Source organism: Luteolibacter sp. AS25, from assembly GCF_046736275.1.
In the GTDB taxonomy this organism is placed as follows: domain Bacteria; phylum Verrucomicrobiota; class Verrucomicrobiia; order Verrucomicrobiales; family Akkermansiaceae; genus Luteolibacter.
In genome coordinates, this window is the sequence record NZ_CP151837.1 from 901,747 (window position 1) to 924,368 (window position 22,622).

General features: G+C 56.3%; 16 protein-coding genes. 1 reads left to right on the forward strand and 15 read right to left on the reverse strand.

The window, feature by feature from the left end:
- The first annotated feature begins 37 nt into the window (after nt 1-37).
- Nucleotides 38-1,999 (forward strand): fructose-bisphosphatase class III, encoded by a 1,962-nt coding sequence (locus tag AAGA79_RS04230; RefSeq protein ID WP_411827529.1) that lies wholly within the window; start codon nt 38-40, stop codon nt 1,997-1,999.
- 60 nt (nt 2,000-2,059) lie between these two features.
- Here the strand turns inward: AAGA79_RS04230 and AAGA79_RS04235 are convergent, their stop codons facing one another.
- The 15 genes from AAGA79_RS04235 to AAGA79_RS04305 all read right to left on the reverse strand — a co-directional run bounded on the left by AAGA79_RS04235 (nt 2,060) and on the right by AAGA79_RS04305 (nt 22,573).
- Nucleotides 2,060-2,893, reverse strand: coding sequence for a hypothetical protein (locus tag AAGA79_RS04235; RefSeq protein WP_411827530.1), 834 nt, complete (start codon nt 2,891-2,893; stop codon nt 2,060-2,062).
- A gap of 88 nt (nt 2,894-2,981) precedes the next feature.
- Nucleotides 2,982-4,139, reverse strand: a complete 1,158-nt coding sequence (locus AAGA79_RS04240) for an FAD-dependent oxidoreductase (protein ID WP_411827531.1) — start codon at nt 4,137-4,139, stop codon at nt 2,982-2,984.
- 77 nt (nt 4,140-4,216) lie between these two features.
- Complete coding sequence (locus AAGA79_RS04245; protein ID WP_411827532.1) at nt 4,217-8,725, reverse strand: hypothetical protein; 4,509 nt, start codon at nt 8,723-8,725, stop codon at nt 4,217-4,219.
- 12 nt (nt 8,726-8,737) lie between these two features.
- The gene (locus AAGA79_RS04250) at nt 8,738-11,422 is read right to left on the reverse strand and encodes a hypothetical protein (RefSeq protein WP_411827533.1); all 2,685 of its coding nucleotides are present in this window, start codon (nt 11,420-11,422) and stop codon (nt 8,738-8,740) included.
- Nucleotides 11,419-13,632, reverse strand: a complete 2,214-nt coding sequence (locus tag AAGA79_RS04255; protein ID WP_411827534.1) for a BatA domain-containing protein — start codon at nt 13,630-13,632, stop codon at nt 11,419-11,421. Before AAGA79_RS04255 ends, AAGA79_RS04250 begins: the two co-directional genes overlap by 4 nt.
- A gap of 8 nt (nt 13,633-13,640) precedes the next feature.
- Nucleotides 13,641-14,570 carry a DUF58 domain-containing protein gene (locus AAGA79_RS04260; protein WP_411827535.1) on the reverse strand — a complete coding sequence of 310 codons (930 nt, stop codon included), beginning with the start codon at nt 14,568-14,570 and terminating at the stop codon, nt 13,641-13,643.
- Between the two features lie 20 nt (nt 14,571-14,590).
- The gene (locus AAGA79_RS04265) at nt 14,591-15,649 is read right to left on the reverse strand and encodes an AAA family ATPase (protein WP_411827536.1); all 1,059 of its coding nucleotides are present in this window, start codon (nt 15,647-15,649) and stop codon (nt 14,591-14,593) included.
- Between the two features lie 28 nt (nt 15,650-15,677).
- Complete coding sequence (locus AAGA79_RS04270; RefSeq protein ID WP_411827537.1) at nt 15,678-16,859, reverse strand: prenyltransferase/squalene oxidase repeat-containing protein; 1,182 nt, start codon at nt 16,857-16,859, stop codon at nt 15,678-15,680.
- 217 nt (nt 16,860-17,076) lie between these two features.
- Entirely contained in the window at nt 17,077-17,310 is a 234-nt protein-coding gene (locus AAGA79_RS04275) for a phosphopantetheine-binding protein (protein ID WP_411827538.1), read from the reverse strand.
- Nucleotides 17,307-18,119: a patatin-like phospholipase family protein gene (locus tag AAGA79_RS04280; protein ID WP_411827539.1), complete on the reverse strand. Its 813-nt coding sequence runs from the start codon at nt 18,117-18,119 to the stop codon at nt 17,307-17,309. The genes AAGA79_RS04275 and AAGA79_RS04280 overlap by 4 nt, the downstream gene beginning before the upstream one ends.
- Complete coding sequence (locus AAGA79_RS04285) at nt 18,112-19,107, reverse strand: lysylphosphatidylglycerol synthase transmembrane domain-containing protein (RefSeq protein ID WP_411827540.1); 996 nt, start codon at nt 19,105-19,107, stop codon at nt 18,112-18,114. The genes AAGA79_RS04280 and AAGA79_RS04285 overlap by 8 nt, the downstream gene beginning before the upstream one ends.
- 87 nt (nt 19,108-19,194) lie before the next feature.
- Nucleotides 19,195-19,467: an acyl carrier protein gene (locus AAGA79_RS04290; RefSeq protein ID WP_411827541.1), complete on the reverse strand. Its 273-nt coding sequence runs from the start codon at nt 19,465-19,467 to the stop codon at nt 19,195-19,197.
- 15 nt (nt 19,468-19,482) lie between these two features.
- Nucleotides 19,483-20,211 (reverse strand): SDR family oxidoreductase, encoded by a 729-nt coding sequence (locus AAGA79_RS04295; protein ID WP_411827542.1) that lies wholly within the window; start codon nt 20,209-20,211, stop codon nt 19,483-19,485.
- Between the two features lie 64 nt (nt 20,212-20,275).
- Nucleotides 20,276-21,310 carry a hypothetical protein gene (locus tag AAGA79_RS04300; RefSeq protein ID WP_411827543.1) on the reverse strand — a complete coding sequence of 345 codons (1,035 nt, stop codon included), beginning with the start codon at nt 21,308-21,310 and terminating at the stop codon, nt 20,276-20,278.
- 3 nt (nt 21,311-21,313) lie between these two features.
- Nucleotides 21,314-22,573, reverse strand: coding sequence for a beta-ketoacyl-[acyl-carrier-protein] synthase family protein (locus tag AAGA79_RS04305; RefSeq protein WP_411827544.1), 1,260 nt, complete (start codon nt 22,571-22,573; stop codon nt 21,314-21,316).
- Nucleotides 22,574-22,622: the final 49 nt, after the last annotated feature.

A 22,622-nucleotide genomic window follows, 5' to 3' on the forward strand; every position in this document is an offset into this window, starting at 1 on the left:
TGGCAGAATTGAGGTGGTCTGGTTTACGACTTTTGTTGTGAAGAGAAGTCGCAAAACCCCTGCAGAACGTGAGTATGAAATCGAAACGCTGAGAGCGATCTCGAAGCGTGTTCCCAATATTGATAGCGCTATTGCGGAGATTGCGAGGTTTTCGGCGGAGCTGACTCTTCCGAAGGGCACGGTGCACGTGATCAGTGATATTCATGGTGAGGATAAAAAACTCAGGCACGTCATTAACAATGCTTCGGGAACGCTCAGGCCATTGGTGGAGAATTTGCTGATGGATAAGCTTCCGGCCGATGAGTTCGAGGAATTCATGAAGCTGATCTTTTATCCTGCGGAGGTGGTTGGGCAGCTGGAGCGTTCCCTGAGGGAGGCGGAGGATCAGGAAGCCTATGCGGTGAGGACGCTGCACAGTTTGTTCGCGGTAATCCGAGTTCTCGCGGCGCGCCAGAGCTTGAAGCATGCGACAAGGCTTTTCCCTGCGGAATACGCGGACCTTTTCACGGAAATTCTCCATGAACCTTCCACCGAGAGGGAGGGTGCGTATGTGGGCGCGATAGTGAAGGCCCTGGTATGCAGGGGAAAAGTGCTGCATTTCATCCACCTTACCAGCCGTTTGATCCGGAACCTTGCGATTGATGAGCTGGTGATTGCCGGAGACTGCTGGGACCGGGGACCGCGTGGTGACAAGGTGGTGGATTACCTTATGCAGCAGCCGAAGGTTTCCTTTGTATGGGGGAACCACGATATGCTGTGGCTGGGTGCCTGCTTGGGTAGCGAGACGCTGATTTGCACGGTGCTCCGGGTTTCCCTGAGGTATCGGAGGTTTTTCCAGCTGGAGGAGGGCTATGGCATTCCCCTGATGCCGCTTGAGTTCTTTGCCCGTGAAATTTACGGGGATGACCCTGCCGAGTGTTTCATGCCGAAGGGGACGGGCTCCCGTGAGACGCTCTCCGTGGCCAGAATGCAGAAGGCAATCGCGGTTATGCAGTTCAAGCTGGAAGGTCAATTGATCGCACGCCATCCCGAGTGGGGTATTCAGAACCGGATGCTTCTTCATCGGATGGATCACGAAAAGGGAACCATCATGATTGATGGGGTGGAGTATGATCTGAAAGATACCCATTTCCCGACGATCGATCCGGCGGATCCATACGAACTTACGAAGGAGGAGCAGACGTGCCTGAGCCGTCTGAAATCATCGTTCCTCAATAGTCAGAAATTGTGGGAACACATGAAATGGATGGTGGAGAAAGGCTCCATGGTTATTTCCCGGGAGGAGCAGCTTATTTTCCACGCATGTGTGCCGGTGGATAGCAAAGGCGAGATGCTGCCAATGATTATAGACGGACGCGCGCTGACCGGTAAAAAGCTGTTCAAGGCAATCGACCGGGCCGTTTACCGGATGGTGGATGACAAGCCTACGCGCAATGATCTCGATATGCTATGGTATCTCTGGAGCGGACCCCAGTCACCGCTGTTCGGTAAGGACCGAATGGCAACACTTGAGCGTGCTCTGGTGGAGGACAAAACTCCCCACGATGAGCGGAAGAACCCGTATTTCGAGCTGCTGCACGAGACCTGGTTCTGCGAAAATCTTCTGAAGGAATTCGGGGTGGATCCGGTGGAGGGGATCATCGTCAACGGTCACGTGCCGGTGAAGGTGGAGAAGGGCGAGTCACCGATCAAAAGGAGCGGGAAGGCCATCACCATTGATGGCGCATTTTCCGAGGCATACGGAGACCATGGCTATACGTTGGTTCTGGAGCCTCATCGAACATTCATCGCTATGCACCACCATTTCGAGTCCGTGGAATCCGCGGTTTCCGACGGTGCGGATATTGTCCCGAAGATTACCGTGGTGAGAGAGTGGAAGGATGCGAAGCTCGTCTCCGATAGCAGACGCGGTCGGGATCTGGGTTTCGCGATCAAGCATCTGGAACAGCTGATCGTCGCATACCGGAATCACGATATTCCGCAGAGAAGGTCAGTCTGAAGGAAAAGGGGATAGATGGCTTGGTCGCCTTCCATCCCCTTGCCATAAGCAGAGCTTGATTTAGAAGTGCCAGATCAGGCCGCTGGTAATGGCGTGATCAAATTCCTTCGGCGAAGTGATCGGGAACTGGTAAGCGAGGCGAATATCCGTGAGCTCCGTGAGCCCGTAACTGATGCCGATAAGTCCATCGAGATTGATGTCTCCCTGTTCCTCGCCGTTGAGCGGGGTGGAGCCATTTAATTCCAGATGAAGATTGATGAGGCCGGCGGTGGTCGGATGCTGATGTGCGTGATCGTGGCCGGTGTGATCCGTGTGCAGGTCAGGCCTATCACCGAATGATTTCACCAATCCGAGGCCGATGAAGAATTCCGTAGAGTCCTCATCGAAGACATGCTCGACGCCGACTTGGGTATTCAGTGCGAACCAGTTGCCCAGATCATTCCAGGTGGCGATGCCGGGAGCAATGGCGGTTTCTCCACCGAATGTGCTGCTGCCGGTGGGGACTACCGTTTCAATCTGGCCGGTGAGGAGAAATTGATCGGAATCGATAAGGAGCGCCCGTGGAACGAGGGCCAAATCTCCGATGCCAGAGGCGGAAGGGCCTCCGGTTTCATTTTCAAAGATGTATGGAACCTCGACGATGATTCCAAGCCTTCTGGTGAAGGCCCACTCCAGCTCTAGCTCGATTTCCTGTTCTGAGCCGCCATCTCCATCCACATAGGTGTAATCCAGAAAGAGGTCGCGACCGGTGAGTGCTGGTTCTATCCCGAAGGTATGGATCACCGGAGTTCCGTTTCCGCTGAAATGGCTGTGCTCGTATGGCTCGAGGAAGTCAGCCGCGGTGAGGGGTGTGGAGAGAGTGACTAGGCCGAGAAGGAGTTTGCGCGCTGACATGCCATCGGTTCTAAGCGAGGAGAACGGTGCGGCAAGCAGTTAGTGCGGCTAATATGCATTAGCGGTAATATCGTGTTAGTCAGAGGAGCTATGCCCGTGACGCCGCGATTCCAGCTGCTTGGCCGGTGGCGAAGCAGGTGCCCATGACCCGGATTGAGGCTTGGGCCATGTGGTCGGCGGAAATGCAGCGCCCGGCGAAGTAGACATCGGGAATTTCCGAGCTGACGAGGGAGCGAAGTGGGATTCCGGAAGGCTTTGATTCGGTGAAGTATTGGAGACGCGGTCCACGGGTGGTCTCCCGTAGCTCAAGGGGCCAGGTGGCATTGGCGACAGCATCGGGAAAAGTGGTGCCTTCAATGAGATCCTTACCGGTGAGCTCGTATTGACCTTTCCACTGATAGGTTTCGCGAATCCCGGGAGCGGGGGCGAGCTGGGGAGGGGAGCAGTTCTTGTATTCCGGAAATGTGTTCCGCAGAAACGTGGTTAGAGATTCCGCAAGATGCCTGCCGGTTTCGAGAAGATCGGTGGGTGATGCGGGGTCGAGGTCGGTAGTGAAGAATACCTGGCCCGGGGTGGTGGATGCGCGACAGTGGGTGCCGAGTGCGGCGGATGGGAGACAGTTCGATTTCACCGCGCGGACGATCTCCAGGGCGAGGCGCATCCGGAAATTTTCCGAGGTGGCTTCTGCCGGGATACCATCAAGAAAGAAGATAAAAGCGGAGCGCTGGCGTATTTCCAGAGGGCTGGAAGTGCGGGTGGCACCGAGGTAATTGGCGGCGATGGCATCGGCCGAGGTGTCGATGATCCGGTCCGCGGTGATCTCGGATTTATCGGTGGAAATCCGGAAGCTGCCATCTGCGTTACCATCGATCGCTGTGCATTTTGTGTGGAAATAAGTCTGTAGATTTTTTTCCGCTGAGGTGAGTGAGGAAGCGATTTTTGCGTAGGCAGCCGGGTGCTGGGGCAAAACGTAGACCTTTCCGATTTTTACCGGAGCGGCGCCTGTTTCAGTGCGCATGAGGGATTCGATTTCCGCAGGTAGACCGGGATTTGCGATTTCCGGAGGCTTGGTGGTGTCGGGATTATAGAGGCCACAAAAGGTATGGACCATGGCACGGGTGCCCATACCGCCAAGCTGATCGGAGCGTTCCAATAGAGTGACCTGTGCGCCATTCCGCGCCGCGGCGATGGCGGCGCAGATGCCGGCGCTGCCTCCGCCTATGACTGCGATTCGTATGCCACTCATGGTTGGAGGACTTTAACCATGTATCCTACGACGTGACACGGATTTTCAGGATGAGCTGAAACGTGCCGGTCCGGATGTTATTCCGGGCTCTCGGCGATGGAGCGGAAGTAGTCCTGGATGGTGGCTTCGTATTGTTTCGGAGGATTTTGACCGCGTTGCTGGAGGAGCTCGTCGCGCAGATCCGAGGGAAGCGTGTTCCAGTCCGATGTGCCCTGCAATTCTCGAAGGTTGGCTAGCTCGTCCCGGCCATTGAGTTGTTGAACTTCGGATGCTTTTTTAGCGGCCTGGTTAGCTTGTTGCTGTGCTTTTTGTGCCTGTTTGGCGAGTTTCCGGGCTTCTGCCTTTGCTCGGTCACGGGACTCTTCGCGGGACTTGTCTTTGCCGTCCTTGCCGTCCTTGCCGTCCTTGCCGTCCTTGCCGTCCTTGCCGTCCTTGCCGTCCTTGCCGTCCTTGCCTTCCTTGCCTTCCTTGCCTTCCTTGCCTTCCTTGCCTTCCTTGCCTTCCTTGCCTTCCTTGCCTTCCTTGCCTTCTTTGCCTTCTTTGCCTTCTTTGCCTTCCTTGCCTTTTTCAGACGGTTTCTCCCAATCCATCAGTACCGTAATGTTAGCAGGGCGAGAGCAGGGAATACCGAAGGTTTTCAGGTAGTTCTGCTCCATTTGAACGAGTTCCATTAATTTTGCTAGTGCTTCTCTCTCTGTAATTTCGACAGGATCTTTTTTCACTGCGTTGTTTGAAGCTATGGCGTCTGGCTGCCCTCTACTTTTATCACCCTCAGCGTCAATGACGTCTATGACCTGATATACCAGGCGATCGAGTAGGGTGATGGCGGTGCTGTATCCGGAGTGGACCCTGAAAAGTTTGGGCAGGGTTGGCGCGAAGTCTGATTTCTTCATTTCCTCAAGCGTGCTTTCCTGGACTTCCAAAATTTCACTGGAGATGTGTTCCTGTAGTTCGGCGTGAGTTTTTGAGATTTCCTCATGCTCCTTCAGGAAGCTGGCAGTGTTCAGCTCAATTTCGGTTTTTAACTCGGCTGTCTGGTTACTGAGGAATCTCTGGTGATCGGCGAAAATGAGGCCGTATTCGCCATCGCTCCAGTCTGCCAGGTCATTGGCCAGCTGTTTCTGATGGAGCATGATATTTTCAATCTCCCGCAGACGGTTTGTCACAAATATCCCGATTCCGGGCATTTTCGTTTCCTCAATGACGCTGACGTCGCCGAGTTTTTCGGTGATGTCTTGTGAGCTGATGAGGAAGTCATCAAGGGCGGTTTGGGCTTCCTCCTGTTTCCGTTCGTTGACGAGGCGGGTGATCTCCTTTGCATGAATGGAGAGTGAGTGGGTGGCGGTGAGGTAGTCTTTGATGCGCGGGTCGTTGCGGTCACTTCCCAGCGGGAACCAAGTGGTGGATCTGTCGATGAAAAGAGCCAGCTGTTTGGTGATCGCTTCCTGCTTGCCGAGGATGAATTGGTAAACGGCTTCGCTTTTGGTGGCATCGTTTTCAGTCTGAACGATTGATTTTATGGCGAGGTCGATTTCCGACTGCTGGCGCTGCTGGGTGGCGAGAGCTTCGCGAATGTTAATTGCCCGGTCGCGCTGCTGGCTCATGAGACGTGCCTGAAGTTCCGGATTATCCTTGAGGATTTCCGCGATTTTTTGATTCAGGAGAACCTTGCGATCGATCATTCGTTGCATCGCTTCCGCCTCTTCTTTGCTGAGTTCCATGAAGTTTCTGGTGTATGGAGAGCCCGGCGCTCCCCCCAGAAGTATCGGCATGTCTTCCATATAGAGAACGAACATCTCCTTGATTTCGCGGAGTGCTTCGGCCTTTTCGCGTTCGGCTTTGACTGTGCCGTATTGCTTGCGGAGGGCGCTCAGGTGGCTGAGAGCGGCCTGAAGGAAGCTTTCAGTAAATTGGAGGTTTTCCAATGGTAGCTGCTCGGCTTTGGCCTTATCCAGATATTGCGTGGCTGGCTGGAGGGATGTGGCCGCGATGTCCTGGAGCTGTCTTCCTACGAATGCGTAGGGGGTTTTCTGCGTTTTTTCATCGAGCTCTGATGCAATGATCATTGCTGAATCGATAAATGAGCCGGAACTCTCAGCATCCTGAATCTCTTTTGTGGAGAGGGAGATGTTTTGGATTACTTTGGTTCTCCGGAGGCTTGTGGCGAGTTCTAGAGATCCTTCGATTTTTGCTTGGAAGTTGTCGATAGCTTCTTCGATGGGGATGGTGAGTTTTTCACGTGACTCGCGGTCTTCAAGCTTTGTGAAATTATCGATCTTGATCTTTTTCTCCGAGGTGCTGGTGATTCCGATTACCTCGCTTTCGACGTCGATCTGGCGTTTGCCAAGATTGTTTTCAGGTGATTGATTTTCACTGGGTTTGCTTTCTTCGGTGGGCTTTTGGAGAGAGAGGCTTTTTGAGTCGGAGGTGCCTTCCTGTGGTTTCTTTTGGGCTGTTTCCTCTTGGGAAACTTGATTTTCACTGGAGGATTTGGGGTCGTTTTCCTTGTTCTCTGCAGTCGAAGGATCGGACGGATCGGAAGGATCGGTGGGTTTGCCGTTCGGATTTTGGTTTTGGTTTTGGGCCACCGAGGGATCCAAGGGGCCTGGAACACCAGGCTCACCTGAAGGTGTTTTCGGTTCGGCCTCTTTGCTGAGATCGTTCTGTTGGTTTTCCGCGACAGGGGACTCGGACGGGTTGTTCGGTTTCCCGTCTTGGTCTGGTTGGCTTGGGTCGCTGTTTTTGTTCTCAGCTACCGAAGAATCGGAAGGGTTTTGTTCGCCGGGATCATCGGATGGTGTCTCAGGGCCTTTCGGTTTTGCAGAATCGCTCTGCTTGTTTTCCGCAACGGAGGGATCGGACGGGTTGGTGGGTTTCTCCACTTGGCTTCGTTCGACTGGGTCGTTGTCCCGGCTCTGGGCTACAGATGGATTCGATGGAGACTTGGCGTCCTGTGGTTTGACCGGGTCGTTTTGCTCGGTTTGCGCGACTGAAGGTTCGCTTGGTGCTTCTTCACCGTTTTCGGGGGAGGATTGCTGTTCTTTGGAAGGATCCTTGCTTTGCTCGCTGGCTAGTTGGTCGCGTTCGGCGGCGTCTTCATCGAGTCCGCGGGAGTCGCGGACTTTTATGGAATATGTGATCTCCGTGTCTTCGGTGAGGTTGAGATCTTCCAGTGGGAGATCGATGGTTCTGCGGATTGTCCGGGCACCTTTGTCTTCCTTGAGGTCGATGGGGAGGATGGTGGTTTTCGGTTCCTCGCCGGGTTCCTGGGTCTGGACGATGATTTCAGCCTGCTCAACGCCGTAATCGTCTTTTGCCTCGAAGTCGATTTTCAGGGTGTCTTCAAGGTCGAGGGCGGTGTCTTCGCTGGAAGCCAGGAGTTTTACGGTGGGTGCGAGATCGCTGAAAATGGTGATCTGGCAGCGGGGCTGGAGTTGGTTTTCGAGGCCTCCTTTATTGATAATGACCGGGCGGAAAGTGAAGGATTCCGAGAGTTCCGCTATGTATTGGTAGGTCAGCGGAGCGATTTTTTTCAAGGGGATGCGGGCAAGTTCCTTTGTGGAAGATTCCTGGAAGAGGTAGGCATCCTTCAGGTCCTGGTCGCTGGTAAATGTGAGGTGAAGAACCGTCCCTTCGACGCTCCGGATTTTGAATGGGAGGTTGTCTTTCTCCACCGGGCTTTGCTTTGTGTAGGCAGGTGGCGTGAGGAGGAATTCGGTGACGGAGATCTTCGGTGGGGCGACCACGTGGACGGTGCGCCACTGGGTTGTTTTATCGCCGCTGAGGATGCGGTAGGTGACGGCGGAGGTGACCTTTTTCAGAGTGAAGGAGATGTCGGTGGACTTTCCGAGATCGAAGGGCTGGGAGGTTTCCTTATCGGTTGTTTCGTTGCGGAGGATGAGGGTGGCGGTTCCGGGAATTTTGCCGGTGATGCTGGCGGAGATGGTCAGGTTCGAGCCGAGTGTCAGGGGTGTTTGCGGGGTGGTATCCCGGATTTCCGTGAGGGTGACCTGGTTCCACGGGAGGAAAAATCTTTGGCTGAGTTTTCCGGTAAATTGCGAGACTCCAATGCACAAGGCGATGAGGGCGGCTGCGGCGAAGAGCGAGGCGATGGCGGGTTTACCCAGGGATTTCGTGGAGACGACCTTTGAGGGGGTGACTTTTCCGTTGAAATCCGAGGCTTCGGTCGCGACCTGGGCGAGAAGTTCAGAGGAGCCTTTGATGGCTTCGGAATCCTTTGATGCGGCGAGATTGGTGACGGTGGACCAGCGCTCCTCCAGGGCGGGGTATGCGGTATCGATATCACGTGCGGATTTTCCGGACTGTTGACGGTGGGCGAGGGAGAGCAGGGCTTTCCCGCCGAGCCAGAGCGTGCCGAGCAGGGTGGCTACGGGGAAGATCCAGCGCATGAACGGGCTGCGCCACGCGAAGAGATAATCCAGTGTGAAGCCGACCAGAAGGAGGACGACAAAGGCGGTTACCGCGAGTAGGGCCAGGCGTAGGGAGCGCATGCGCGTTTGCCTGCGGTCGACGCTCCGGATAGTGGGTTGGAGGCTTGCGATCAGGTCAGTTGTAGTCCTTTTCATGGTATCGTGGGTTTATAGTATTCCTGCGGCGCGCCTGCCCATCCACTCGAGACTGAGGAATGCGATGACAAGTAGGAGGAGCGGCCAGACGTTCCAGAGCGGATGGCGGGCAGTGCGTATGGTTTTTGTGGATTCCAGGGAAAACTGTTCGAGCGCGGCGGGGAGTGCGGAGGCTGAGATGATGGTGCCGTTGCTGGTATTGGCGATTTGCCTGAGGGCGGAAATATCGCAGAGGCCGTAGTCCAGTTCCCGGTTTTCCGGCCGCAGGACGACGATGGGGGTGGCTGCGGATTGGTCATCTCCCAGAAGTTCCCGTATGGCGGTGCCTGTGGGTCTTACGGAGAAGTTCCCCTTCGGGGCGTTTTCAAATATGGCGAGGTATTCGCCTGGGGCGTCCGGGTTTTCCACGCAGATGGTTTCCATTTTAGCCTCGTCCTCGCTCATTAGGGCAACGGAGCATTCAATTCCCGAGAGCGGGAGACCGCGTGGATCGGAGAGGCTTACGGTGGCGTGGATCGGGGAGCCGAGGGGGTATTTGGTTTTGTCCGTGCGGATCTGGACCTGCTGGGTGCCGGCGGAGAAGTTCTGGGCATTGATCCATTGGAGGAATTGCCCCCAGAAGCGGTAATGATACTGGTCCCCAAGGCGGAAACGGAGGTGGTAGGTGGTGGGTGAGGCGAGGTAGGCGACCATTCCTTTTCCATACTGATGCCAGCTCAGATAGGCGCGCGGTTTCTCGGTGTTGGAGGTGCCGGATCTCATGTTTGCTTCAACGAGGACTGTGGCGGAGGGCTTGGCGACGGAGTATGGTGAAAGATCGTAAATCGGCATTTTATGGGAAAAATACGGCCATAGCGAGTTGTTAGTGGCGGGGTCCTCCTCGAGGCGGAGCATGGTGGCAAACCGGCCTTCGGCGCTGAGTGACAGGCTGACGCCACGTTTTTCCGGATCGTAGATCGGGCGTGGCTCGATGGGTAGAAGTTCCATGAGTGGCTGGCCATTGAAGGCTGCCGGCATGGAATTGTCTCCGGCGATGACCACGAGTTTTCCGCCGAGGTTGACGTATTCCTTTAAGGCCTGCTGGTGCTCCGGGGTCAGCTGATCCGGGCTGAGATCTCCTAGAACGACCAGACCGAAATTTTGCCATGTCTCCAGCGCATAGGGGAGGGCGGGGGGCTGCTGGCGTGAGGTGGCAGGCTGGAAAAGGATGGAGGTGTGCTCGATGCGCTTGGTGCGGTTGAAAATATTGAGCAGATAGCGGGTTTCCCAGCGGGGGCGGTCATCGGCGATGAAGATGCGCTGTTTATCATCGATGGTGTCTGCCTGGATGGAGCTGGAGTTGTTGGTCTCGCTGGCCTCGTTGTTGAGGATCTCAACGTTTACGTGGAGGTCGTAGCTTCCCACGCTACCGGGTTTCCACGAGAAATCGACGCGGTGATCGGAGACTTCCGAGGCGAAGGTGATGGTCTCCTCGGAGAGAACCGTTTCGCCAAGGAGGAGCTGGAGTTTGGCAGTTTCCCCTTTGCAACCGATCCCGGAGACCATGGCTTCGATAGGAATGCGGTCTGTGTAGAGAGTGTAGCGGGGGGCTGAAATATGGTGGAGAATAACGTCGCGTTGGACCTTGGTGCCGCCGATGGGGACGATGAAGAGGGGGGCGGTGGACAGGGCGCCGGGGATCTGGAGCGGCTCTGCATCGAGGGTTGCGTGATCGCCATCTGTGATGAGGACGGCGGCTTGGATTTCCCCGCTGGCGTAGTTCCGGGCGATGTCGCGGAGGGTTTTGTTGAGGTCTGTGGAGGCGGCTTGGGTTACGGGCTGGCTGGTGAGGGAAGACCAGTCGGGGTTTGCCATGGGGAGGACTTCATCGGCAAAGGTGTAGGCGCGGATAGTTGCTTTTTCGCTGAGTTCCTTTAGCCAGGTTTTGCGGGCTTTTCCGAGCCATGCGGTGGCGGATTTGAGGCGGCTCTGCTGGGTAGTGATTTTTTCAGAGGCGATCAGTTGCGTTTCCAGGTCTGCTGCCAATTGGTCGGCTAGGCGGTGAATGATTACCAGATGATCGGTGAGGCCCAGGAGGAGGGTGCGGGCATCGTTTCTGCGGGATGCGGTGGCGGTGTTTGAGGACAGGCTGTCCAGGGTGGGGATCAGGATTTGCTCAAGGTAGTTTGAGATTTCCGTGAAGATCTCGGAGGATGAGATTTTGTTCGAATCGTCTTCTATGTCCTTGAGGAGCTGTTTCGAATCTGTGCGGATTTTTGTGTAAACCTCTGGGTCGCTGGATTGCAGGCTTTGGTGGAGCTGGGTGCGGATTGCTCCTAGGCGGGCAGTCCAGGTATCGGCTATTCGTGACGGTTCGGCTTCGGGGATTTCTGACCAGCGGAGGGCGTTGCCGAGGCCGTCCGGTTCGTCTACGAGGCTCATGCTGGCTGAGTTATCGACATAGATTCCGAAGGATTTATCGCGTGAGGTGGTGACTTCCGTGAGATGGGTGGGCTCGGCTAGGGCGAATAGCACGCCTGCGACTGCGAGGAGGCGCAGGAGAAAAAGGAAAGGGACGATATAGCGACGTCGGGCCAGGCGGAGATCGCGCCAGAAAAGAACGCCCAGTAGGATCGTGAGGACTGCGCCGAGGGTGACGAGTTGCCAGACGGGGAGGCCGCCGGCGAAGATGATGTTTTCTGCCTGCTCGGTATTCATCGGATCTGGGGAGTCATGGCGGCAGGCGTGCGTTTCATACGGCGGTAGCGGAGCAGGCGGTGGGCGAGGAATGCTTCGATAAGAAACAGGCCGAGGAGGAGAAGTAGAAGGACTGACCAGAAAGGGTTTTTCGGTCGGATGTTTGAATAGGACTCGGGGGCGGAGGCGAGGGGTGAATCGGTGTAGGTGAGGCCTCCGGTATCGGTGAGCACGGATTTTTCCTGCTCGGAAAGGAGGCGGGTATCGGACTCTGCAGGATCCCCGGATACGTGGAAGTATTGGACGAGAGATTCCTTTTCCATGGCGGGTGAGGTGATGGTGTAGAGGCCGGGATCGGTGGTATCGCCGAGGAGGACCTGGTCGGAAATGGATTTGATCCCGGTGGTCTTTCCGTCGGGCTTTTTCATGGTGGCGGGCTCACCAACGAGGCCGGGGAGGGGGCGCCAGCTGAACGGGGCACCGGGGGTGAGATTCCGGCTGGTGAGCTGGGGCTCGAGCATGTGCCAGAGAAGTTCGTGGATGAGGACGACGTATGAATGGGTGAGCGGGAGATTCGACCAGCGGAGGTTGAGTGGGATGGTGGAAATGGTAATTTTTCCGGAGCCAAGGGTGTGCTCCATAAGTAAGGGTGCTCCGCCTTCAAAGCTGAGCGGGACGGATATTCCGCTTGGGAGTGGTGTCCCGATACGGTGAAAGCGGGTGGCGCGGATGCGATCGGTATCGAGGCGTTCGAGATCGCCGAGGAGAGCGATTGGTGAGTCATCTTCCAGGGGTGGGCGAACGCCAAGGGTGTTCTCGCCGGTGAGTTCTTCGCTGGCACCGATTAGGGAGACGGGGCAGAGGCGGGACATTGTTTTTTCTGCTTCTGCAGGATCTGTCTGATCTCCGAGGGCGATCCATAGGCCGCCTCCGGCGCGGACATAGTCTTCGAGGTGAGTGGCTTCGGCGGGTGTGAGGGCGCGGGCGTTTGCGAGGACCACACAGAAGTAATTTGTAAGGTTTTCCTGATTCAGGGAGTCCGGGGAGATGATTTTTGGACGGAAGATGGAGCGGGTGTCTGCTTTTTTCTTTGAGTCAGGGTGGTAGCCGATGGCGGAGAGGAAGAATCCGGATTCGTGGAAGCTTTCGGTTTCTTCCTCGAAGTTTCCATCGATGACCAAAACGGGGATTTCATCGATGACTTCGAAGATGGAGTGGTTGGTGTTGTCGCGGGGAAGTGTGTCGGATTCGCCCAAGTTGCAGGACAGGTCGTGGACGCCGCTGTCAGGTGCGGTGAACTGCAAGGAGAGGGTGGTGGCTTGGTCTGGAAGAAGAGCCGGGATCGTTGTAGCGCCGATTGTTTTACCGTTCAGTTTCCAGTCCGCGGTGCGTGGGGAACTGGTGTAGGTGGAGGCATTGCGGAAGGTGGCACGGGCGGTCATGAGAGCTCCGCGGGTGGCGGTTTCCCGTTCCATATCGATTTTCTCGACGAGGATGTTCTCTCCTTTGGTGGGGTTGTTTCCGGCAAGAAGAAATTCCACGTGAGTGGGGTTGGGTGCTTCGCTGATGAATCTGGCGGCGGATGTCCAAACGGTGGAGTCATCCGCGTGCCAACCGTTGGCGCTGCCGTCGGCGAAGATAGTGATTTGCTTGGGAAGGTCTACTTCCGCAGGAGGTAGGGCGAGGGCTTCCTGGATGGCAAGTGGGAAATCGGTGGCACCGGAGGTGGGCTGGAGGCTGGTGATTTTTGCGATTAGCGAGTTGCGCTGCTCCTTGTCCATGGCGACCGGGGTGTCGTTGATCCATTGTTGGGAGTTGGCGCTGACGAGCACGCGGAGGTAATCGTTCTCGTTGAGTGATTCGATGGTCTCGATGGCGAGTTCCTTCTGCTGATCGAAAAGTGGTTTTCCGTCGGTTCCTAAAACAGAAGTGGAGAGTGAGGCATCCAGGATGAAAATCAGATCCCGTTTCACCTGGCCGCCGCCGAAGAATGAGACGAGTGGGCGTGCGAAGGCGAGAGAAAGGAGTATGACGGCCAGGATGCGCAGGAGGAGAAGGATGAGCTCGTTGAGCTTCAGGAATTTCGCCCTTTTTCGTGGGGGCTTTTCCATGAGGAACTGCATGGCGCCCCACGGGATGACTACTTTCCTTTTCCTGGAAAACAGGTGGATCAGGATGGGGACGGATGCGGCCAGGGCGCCCCAGAGGAATATGCTGTTGAGGAAAGTCATGGGGATTTTTAATGACTTCCTGCGGCGGCGCGGGTGTGGCGGCCGGTGCGGGTGCGGAGGTAGTTCGCAAGGGTTTCGCTCACGGGTCTATCGGTGAGCATGGGGACGTAGGCGGAGTCTGATTTGATGCAGATGTTTTTGAGCCTGGTGAGGAAGATCTGCATTCGCTCGAGGTAGGTATCGGCGAATTCCGCGGGGTCGACGTTGCGGTGGAGGCCATCTTTTTCCATGCACTCGAAGCGGATTCCGTCGTCGAAATTGAAGGCGAGCTCCTCGGGGGCGAGGGTGTGAAAGAGGATGATCTGGTGGCCGCGCTGGGTCATCTGCCGCAAGACTGACTCGAAGTCCGAGAGATCGAAAAAGCCATCTGTGAAGAGTAGGATCTGGGTGCGCTGCTTGAGCTGGCGGACCAGGGTTTTGAGGGTTTCCACGAAGGTCTGATCGCCGCTTGCTTGTGCATGGTGGAGCTTGTGAAGGATCTGGTGCAGGTGACGGGCGGAGGAGCGGGGTGGGAGGATATCGTGGACGGAGCCGGTGCCAAAGGCCAGGCCGACGGGGTCGCGCTGGCCGAGGATGAGGCGGGCGGAACAAGCGCAGGCGGCTTTTGCGCAATCAAGTTTGCTGACGGTTTCCATTCCGAAATTCATGGAGCCGCTGACGTCCAGGACGATCATGCCATGGGCGGATGTTTCTTCGTCGTATTCTTTTACGTAGTAGCGGTTGCTCTTGGCGTAGACACGCCAATCGAGGTGGCGGATTTCATCGCCGGGGCTGTAGGCGCGGTGATCGGAGAATTCGCTGCAGCCACCCTTAATGAGCGATTTGTGTTTTCCTGAGATGTGGCCGTTTACGAGTTTTTGTGAGACGAGTTCCAGGCGATCGAGACGTGCCAGATCATCGGCAGTGACGAAGGACAGCATGGAAACGGGTGCGGACATCAGGGTGGGTCAGATGGGTGTTATGCTTTTCTGAAAAAGGTATTCTTCAGGTTTTCTGCAGCCGATGGGACGGGTGGTGGAGTTTCCAGCAGTGTGGTGATGATATCGTCCGTGGTGAGGCCTTCGGCTTCCGCGTTGAAGGTGGGCATGATGCGGTGGCGGAGGATGCCGTGCGCCATCTGGCGGACATCGTCTTCGGTGGCGTGGAAGCGGCCGAGGAGGATGGCACGTGCTTTTGCCGCGAGGAGGAGGAAGATGCTGGCGCGGGGGCCGGCTCCCCAGCTGATCATGTTTTTCGTGTAGGTGCTGGCGCCTGCTTCGTTGGGGCGGGTGGAGCGGATGAGATTCGAGGTGAACTCATAGACATGATCGGCGACTGGGACGCGACGGACGAGTTTCTGGAGTTTGAAGATCGTCTCGGCAGTCATGACGGGTTTTGTCTCGAAGCGATACTGGGTGGTGGCCCGTTTCATGATTTCGATTTCCTCTTCGGCGGTGGGGTAGCCGAGGGTGATTTTCATCATGAAGCGATCGAGCTGTGCCTCGGGCATGGGGTAGGTGCCCTCTTGCTCGATGGGGTTCTGGGTTGCGAGCACGAAAAATGGGTCCGGCAGGGGGTAGGTTTTCCCTCCGACGGTGAGCTGGCGTTCTTCCATGGCCTCGAGCAAGGCGCTCTGGGTTTTGGGCGGGGTTCGGTTGATTTCATCCGCCAGGATGACATTTCCGAAGAGGGGGCCCTGGATGAAACGGAAGACACGGTTGCCGGTGGTGCGGTCTTCCTCGAGGACATCGGAGCCGGTGATGTCGCCGGGCATGAGGTCTGGGGTGAACTGGATGCGTTTGAAATTCAGCTCAAGAAGTGAGGCGAGGGTGGAGATGAGTTTGGTTTTCGCAAGGCCGGGGACGCCCTCAAGGATGCAGTGGCCGCGGCAGATAAGGGTGACGAATGTCTGGGCGATAACTTCATCAAGGCCGACGATGACGCCTGCCATTTCCCGCTGGACTTCAGCGTAGGCGGCTTGGAGATCGCGGACCGCCTGGGTGTCGGATGCTTCGGTGGGAGCTTCGATTTCGTTCATATGGTTTTCGGGAAATTTTCTAAAAATGCTAGCGCTGGTAAATAGGGAGCAGCTGGTAGGGGGTGGTAAGCGAGAGGACTCCGAGTGAGGTGGAGTAGCAATCGCCAGCCCATTTCGCGCGCCAGAAATTTTCCCAGCTTCCATCTGGTTTCTGTGTGCTTATCAGTGCTCGTGAGATGTTTTTGTAGGTGTTTTCCCAACATGTTCCGCCAATCTGGGCGGCGGCCTGGCTGCTGTAGTAGCTGGCATACATGGGAAATTCCCGGGTCATGCCGGTAGAGGTGAGGAGTCTGCTGAAATTGATCCGCTGGAGTTTTTCCGCGACGATGGGGAGGCGCGGGTCGTCGTGTTTTCCGGCAAGGGCAAGGCAAAGTGCGCCCGCTCCGGTCATGGCAGTGCGGGGTTCTTCCCTATCGACGTTGTAATTGAAGTCTCTCCGGGTGGGCGAGTAACACATCCGGGCGTATGCGACTGCCATCTCTACGCGTCTCTCGGGGATCTCGAAGCCGGCGTTTTTTGCGGCGCGTAGGAAGGTAAGATACCAGGTAGTGAGTGAAAGGTCCGAATCACGACCGTTGTGGCCGATTTCCAGATAGCGCCAGCCTCCCTGATCTTCCGCCGGGTATTTGTTTTTATCCTGCAGGCGGTAGGTAAAGATGAGGCTCTTATCGAGGGCTGTTTTTATACGGTATGATTGCTGGTCTCCGACCATACCGAATACTTCAGCAAGCATGACTGAGGTAATCGCATGGTTATAACTCGTAGCCACGGAGTTCGGTAGGGATGTGAGGACTTTGTTGGCCGGAAGGGGGGCATTTTGCTCAGTCCGAAAGTCCGGGATGATGCCTTCGGCCGCGAAGTAGCCGTCCCTGTGCTGACATAGCAATGTGTAATCAATGGCCCTGGTGAGGGCCTCGCCATAAGGGCCATGCCCCGGTGCATGGCCTCGGGAAAGAAAGGCCATAATTGCGAACGAGGTGACTGCCGGCTGGGCCATGACATGACCTGCCTGGAATGAGCCGTCCGCGGCTTGGCGTTTTGAAAGCCAGACCAAGGCTTTGTCCACGCTCTGGTCAATGCGTTCCCATGAATCCGCCGGGTAGATGGCGGTGAGGGGACGGGTGTCCTCGGCTGTTGCAAAGGAAGAGGAAACTATGGATGCCGCAAAAAAAATCCCGAGAAAGCGAGCGGGGAGAAGCATGGTAGCCATAGGTTTTGTAGGTTTTCTGCGGGGTTTTCACGAATACTTTGAAAAGGTAATGGCATTCGTGGCCTATGGATTAGAGTGAAATTCAAATAGAGGCTATCATATTTTCTATATAAAAGGTTCGTAAGGCTGATCTTATAAGTGACACCGATTCGCCGTGCCGTTTTTTCCGGCTGGATTATACCAATATATGCTGAGGGCAGCTCTGGAAGGAGGTGTATTAAGACACGGCCTTCGAATCGATTAGGGCGGCGATATTTTTCAATGAGGAAAAGTTTTCGCGATCCAGATCCGTAGGCTGGATGGAGATGGTGAATTCCGACTCCAGCAGAAGTATGAGCTGCATGAGGGCGAGTGAGTCGAGGCCTTCCTGATGGAGATCCGAGGTCTCGGTGACGGAATCATCGAGCGGGAAAAGGTTCTGCGAAATGAGGCTGCGGATGGTTTCGATCATACGGTGATTTTCTGTGCGGTGCTTTCGCCTGCCTGGAAGAACTGGAGCTTTTTCCCCGCGGATTGCAGGAGCCCCGGGTGGGGGTGGTTGGTTTGGAGGAGGATGACCTTTTTTCCGTTTCTTTCTGCCTCAAGTCTGCGGAAAGCGAAGAGTTCCTGATTCATCATCCGGTGCGAGCTGCCGAAAATGGAGCCTATGCGGAGTTTTTTCATGTTCGTTGCCTTCGGATAGGCGACGTCGTGGACGATGATGGTGTGTATGTCCGGATTCTCGACGAACGGGGCGATGGGAAGCTCGTGGAGGATTCCTCCATCATGGTATTTCTTTCCTGAAATTTCCTGTTCCAGAAAGAGGATGGGCACTGCACAGCTGGCCATTATCGATTTGGCGAGGGGGCCGTTGGTGAGGAATTCCGCACGGTTTCCCCTGAATTCTGTAACGGCGATGTGTAGTGAGGCGTTCTGGCAATCCTCGATATTGTGGACGGGAAGAAGTTCCTCAAGGTGGGAGATGGTGCGTTTTCCGCTGAGCAGGCCGGTGAGGATCCCGACTCCCATCGGCGCGCTGCGGAAGGCGAAATAAGGGTCGAAATATGAGCTCTTCAGTTCGCTGGAGAGAGCTGCTTTCTGGAGTTCTCCGTCTCTAAGGCCAGCGGCGTAGAGGCCTCCTGCAATGGCGCCGGCGGAAGATCCGGCGATGTGGGCGGGGAAGATTCCTGCTTTGTTCAGGCCGCATAGGAACCCACTGTGCGCGTAGACACCGAGGAAGGCGGAGCCGAGTGCGACTGCTATGCCGGGATCTTCATTCATCGGCTTTGCCCGAGCGGGAGGTGATGATTGCAAGACCTCCGATGAGGCCCCAGAAGAGGGTGAAAAGGAAGCCGATGAGGGAGCCGGCGATGGCGGATGCAGTCGGGATGCCGGTAAGTTTTCCAAGGAGGAAATCGAAGGTGCGTTCACGGACTCCTAGACCTGAGATGGAGATCGGGAGGGCTGTGACCACATCCACCAGTGGCATGACGGCCATAATGGTAGTGGCTTGGATTTCCTGTCCGAGAGAGCGGATACCCGCGTAGAAGGTGAGGTAGAAGGTGGCGGAAAGGATGAAGGAGACGAAGAGTGCGGCGAGCGCGTGCTTCCAGCCGGTGCGGTAGAGGTCAATGGCGGCGGTGATGGAATCTACCCAGCGATTTTTCGTGATGAGAGGGAGATATTTCCTGCCGAAGTTCATCATGGTGGGGCTGCAAGAGAAGAGACTGCTGAGGACTACGAAAAGCGCACCTGCCTGGAACCATGTGGCAGCGATGAAGGTATTGCGGCCGGTGGCGTCGGTGGCGAATTCGATGGCGCCGAAAATCCAGGTAAAGCTGAGAAAGATGATGCTGCTGGAGAGGAATCCGATGAGATGATCAATCATCACGGAGACGGTGATGGGGATCTTTTTTTCGGGAAACCGGCGGATGAGTAACACGATTTTCGCAGCGTCTCCGGCGGCTCCACCGATGGATGCGATGTTGAAGAATGTGCCGTAAAGGGTGAGACGGAGGATGTAGAGGAAGGACTCGTTGATGGACTGGGCGCGGAGCAGGAAATACCAGCGAAGTGCGCTCGTGAAAATGCTGAGGAACGCGAATCCGATGCCGGTGGTGACCCAGAAGGGGGATTTGATAGCGCGCTGGAAGTTCTCGTAGAGAAGCTGCTTATCCTCGATCTGGGAGAAGGCCCACCATAGGAAAAGTGTGGTGCCGGCGATTTTGAGGAGAAGTAGGCCGGCGGTTTTGAGGTGGGTGGAGTTCACTGTGGATCTGCTGTTTTATCACCGCGAAGGCGTAGAGTTCGCGGAGAGTCGCAGAGGAGGTTTTTTCGGGGATTCAGAGTCTTCGCTTTAAGCCTGGGAGGCTTTGAAGGTGTTGACTGCGGTGGCGATGGTGGCCACGGAGCGGAGGGCTACCTTGGCTTCCTCCGGGTCGGTGATTTTCAGGCCGTAGTGTTTCTCAATGGCAACCACGAGCTGGAGTGCATCGACGGAATCGAGACCAAGGCTATCCGGGCCCATGAGTGGGGTGTCTGTTTCGATTTCATCTACCTCGATGTCGAGCATGAGCTCATCAACAAGGATTTCTTTGATTTCTTCGTGGAGGGTAGATGGGTCGGACATGGAAATGGTTAAGCTTCAGAGGATTCCTCCGTCGATTTTGAGTGTGCTTCCGGTGATATATCCGGCGTCTTTGCTGGCAAGGAAAAAAACGGCCGCGGCAACTTCGCGTGGGGTGCCGAAGCGGCGCATGGGGATGGCTTTTTTCTGCTGCTTCTTCTTTTCCGCATCCATTTCATCGATGGCGGCGGTCTCGATATAGCCGGGGCAGATGGAGTTCGCGGTGATGCCCATACGGGCTGTTTCCTTGGCCAAACTCTGTGTCATGGCGACGACTCCGGCCTTGGCTGCCGCGTAGTTTGTCTGGCCTAGCGGGGCTAGGAGCGCGCTGAGTGAGGAGATGTTGATAATACGACCGAAACGCTGGGTCATCATGCCGTGAAGGACTGACTGACAGCCAAGGTAGGTGGCGGTAAGGTTCGACTGGATAACGGAAGACCAAGCCTCTGTGGGCATGTTTGCCAAGAGGTGGTCCTCGTGGTGGCCGGCATTGTTTACCAAAACTGTGATTACGCGGTTTTGTGAGGAGATAGTTTCCAGCGCGGCTTTCCATGCGGTTTCGGATGCTACATCAAGGGAGATGGTCGCGGCGCGTTCCGGGTATGCCGCGACCAGGGCTTCGGCTTCGGTTTTTCCCGAACGGATGCCGAGGTAGACGAAGGCTTCAGGGTCTTTTTCCAGGAAATAACGGGCGGTGGCGTTTCCGATGCCGCCGTTGGCGCCGGTGATGAGAATGGAAGGGGACATGGTTGGGATGTAGGTTCTGCCGACTATCGCAGAGGTGCAAAGAATGGAGAGGTCCTGGTTTGGACTATAGGTTCTGGCTTTTTGTGAGTTTCAGGGAAAAGGCGTGCTGGTTGGTGCCGGAGGCCTGGATTTGTGCCGAGTTGTGTGTTTTCAGTGACTCGATGGCGGCAATGGTCTGGAAGCCGCAACGGATTCCCATTCCTTCGCCGAGGGTGGTGGCCGGGCTGAGGGTGGGTCCGGTCCACTGTTTGGTGGTGTTGGATTCGTCTTTATCGAGTTTAGGAATGCCGGTGAGGCCATCGATCAGGAGATCGGCGGATTTGTCCGATTGGGTGTCGAAGGATGTCTGGATGGCTTTCCGGCGCTCCCCGGTGTCTGTGTAGGAGTACGGGCCCTGGAAATTTTCCACGGCGATAGGGGAAGGATTTTTCTCCAGATAAACGGCGGCTGCGCCTTCTGTGGCGATGAGTTTTCTGGAGTAGAGTGAAAGTCCTTCGAGGGTGAGCCAGTCGATTTCCTCCGCGCAGAGGATGAGGCATCCATCGACCAGGCCGCTGGAAATCCAATCGTCCGCTACGTGGAATGCGGAGAACCAAGTGGCTGAATCGCCGAGGAGTGTGTAGACCGGGCCATCACATTCCAGGTAGGAGGCGATGTGGCTGGCGGGTGCGTTGAAGACGGTTTCCGGGAAAAGGATGGGGCTGGCGAGCGATGGGTCCGAGAGGACTTCGCTAAAGAATCGGTTCGAATAATTCACGCAGCCGTTGAGGAAGGTGAGGACGATGCCGATTTTTAGCTCGTGGTTTTGCATGCGCTCGAGGCGCTCTGCACCGATGGCCTGGTGGGCGGCGGTGACGGAAAATTTGGTAACGCTGCTGGACCGGCGGAGGCGCGGGTGCTTGGGCATGGCGGTGCGAAGGGCCTTGGAATCGACGGGGCGGTGTGGATAGGAGACAGATTTCCCCGCGACTTCCCGCTCGAGATTTACGGTGGGGATTTCAGTTTCTCCGAGGCAGGCCTGGTAGAGCTCCGCGGGTGTGGTGCCCGCGCTGGAGACTGCGCCGTGGCCGTGGATGTAGAGTGATGGTGGCTGTTTCAAAAGTTAGGCCGTGGTGGGATTTCTGAAAATGAGCGTGGCATTGGAACCGCCGAAGCCGAAGGAGTTCGTAAGGACGATATCGAGTTTCGCCTCGCGAGGCTCGCGGACGAGATCGAATTGGCAGGCCGGATCCGGCTCGCGGATATTGAGGCTGGCGGGCAGGTGCTGGTGCTGGAGTGCGAGCAGGCAGATGGCGGATTCGATGGCCCCGGCGCCGCCGAGGAGGTGGCCCATGGCGGATTTCGTGGAGGAAACGGAGATGTTTTTCGCGTCCTCGGGTCCGGCCCAGTGGGTGATTGCGTTGGCCTCGGCGATGTCGTTGAGCGGGGTGCCGGTGCCGTGTGAGTTGATATACTGGATATCTGAGGGCTGCATGCCTGCCATGCGGGTGGCTGCGCTCATGGAGCGGACGGCGGCGGTGCCTTCCGGGTGAGGTTGGGTGAGGTGGTGGAGATCTGTGGCCATGCCGTAGCCGCAGATTTCCGCGATGGGGGTGGCTCCGCGCTGTAGCATGGAGGCTTCCGATTCGATGACGAACATGGCACCGCCTTCGCCGAGGGCGAGGCCATCGCGGTGGGCGTCGAAGGGGCGTGGGATGCCGGATTCGGCGAGGGCCTGTAGTGAGTCGAAGCCAGCGAAAACAAGTTGGCAAAGGGCATCGAATCCACCGGCGAGGGCGATGGTTTCACGGCCGCTGCGTATGGCCTGGAATGCGTGGCCAATGGTGTTTGCCCCGGAGGCGCAGGCGTTGGAAATAATCTGGGTGTTACCCCGAAAGTTGAGTGCCTTCTGGACGGATGTGGCCTGGCGCTGGGGCTGATAATATTCCACCCGTGAGAATTGGCCGCGGCGGTCGGTGGAAGAGATCTGAGAGGTTTTGTAAAAGTCCTCGCCGATGGGCATGGCTCCGGCGGAGGTGCCGATGATGAATGGGATGCCGGCGGGGATTTTCTTCAAGTTTGCGGAGGCGATGGCCTGTGCGGTGGAGTGGAGGAGGAGCTTGGTGCCGCGATCGAGGCGGGCAGCTTCTCTTTCAGAGAGGGCGTGGGAGTTAAATTTTTCCGAAACGGGAGCGATGCCGGCGGTCTTTACGCGCTGGCGGGAGACATCGAAGAAATCGATTTCAGAGAAGTGGGTGGAGCCGGCGCGGAGGGATTCTATATGTGAATCAGGGGTTTCTCCCATGGGGGAAATGACTCCGAGGCCGGTGACGAAAACGCGCTGTGGTTGCGATGGGTTTCCGGGAGCGGTGGGTTGAATCATAAACTTTTTGTTTCGGAGGTGTTTCCTGAAATACGAAAGACGGGATGAC

What these genes read in the sequence shown, in the direction of transcription:
- AAGA79_RS04245 (WP_411827532.1), bottom strand. Translation starts at nt 8,725, where the DNA reads ATGAAAAGGACTACAACTGACCTGATCGCAAGCCTCCAACCCACTATC.
- AAGA79_RS04265 (WP_411827536.1), bottom strand. Translation starts at nt 15,649, where the DNA reads ATGAACGAAATCGAAGCTCCCACCGAAGCATCCGACACCCAGGCGGTC.
- AAGA79_RS04255 (WP_411827534.1), bottom strand. Translation starts at nt 13,632, where the DNA reads ATGACTTTCCTCAACAGCATATTCCTCTGGGGCGCCCTGGCCGCATCC.
- AAGA79_RS04275 (WP_411827538.1), bottom strand. Translation starts at nt 17,310, where the DNA reads ATGATCGAAACCATCCGCAGCCTCATTTCGCAGAACCTTTTCCCGCTC.
- AAGA79_RS04290 (WP_411827541.1), bottom strand. Translation starts at nt 19,467, where the DNA reads ATGTCCGACCCATCTACCCTCCACGAAGAAATCAAAGAAATCCTTGTT.
- AAGA79_RS04295 (WP_411827542.1), bottom strand. Translation starts at nt 20,211, where the DNA reads ATGTCCCCTTCCATTCTCATCACCGGCGCCAACGGCGGCATCGGAAAC.
- AAGA79_RS04235 (WP_411827530.1), bottom strand. Translation starts at nt 2,893, where the DNA reads ATGTCAGCGCGCAAACTCCTTCTCGGCCTAGTCACTCTCTCCACACCC.
- AAGA79_RS04250 (WP_411827533.1), bottom strand. Translation starts at nt 11,422, where the DNA reads ATGAATACCGAGCAGGCAGAAAACATCATCTTCGCCGGCGGCCTCCCC.
- AAGA79_RS04270 (WP_411827537.1), bottom strand. Translation starts at nt 16,859, where the DNA reads ATGGCTACCATGCTTCTCCCCGCTCGCTTTCTCGGGATTTTTTTTGCG.
- AAGA79_RS04280 (WP_411827539.1), bottom strand. Translation starts at nt 18,119, where the DNA reads ATGAATGAAGATCCCGGCATAGCAGTCGCACTCGGCTCCGCCTTCCTC.
- AAGA79_RS04260 (WP_411827535.1), bottom strand. Translation starts at nt 14,570, where the DNA reads ATGTCCGCACCCGTTTCCATGCTGTCCTTCGTCACTGCCGATGATCTG.
- AAGA79_RS04305 (WP_411827544.1), bottom strand. Translation starts at nt 22,573, where the DNA reads ATGATTCAACCCACCGCTCCCGGAAACCCATCGCAACCACAGCGCGTT.
- AAGA79_RS04240 (WP_411827531.1), bottom strand. Translation starts at nt 4,139, where the DNA reads ATGAGTGGCATACGAATCGCAGTCATAGGCGGAGGCAGCGCCGGCATC.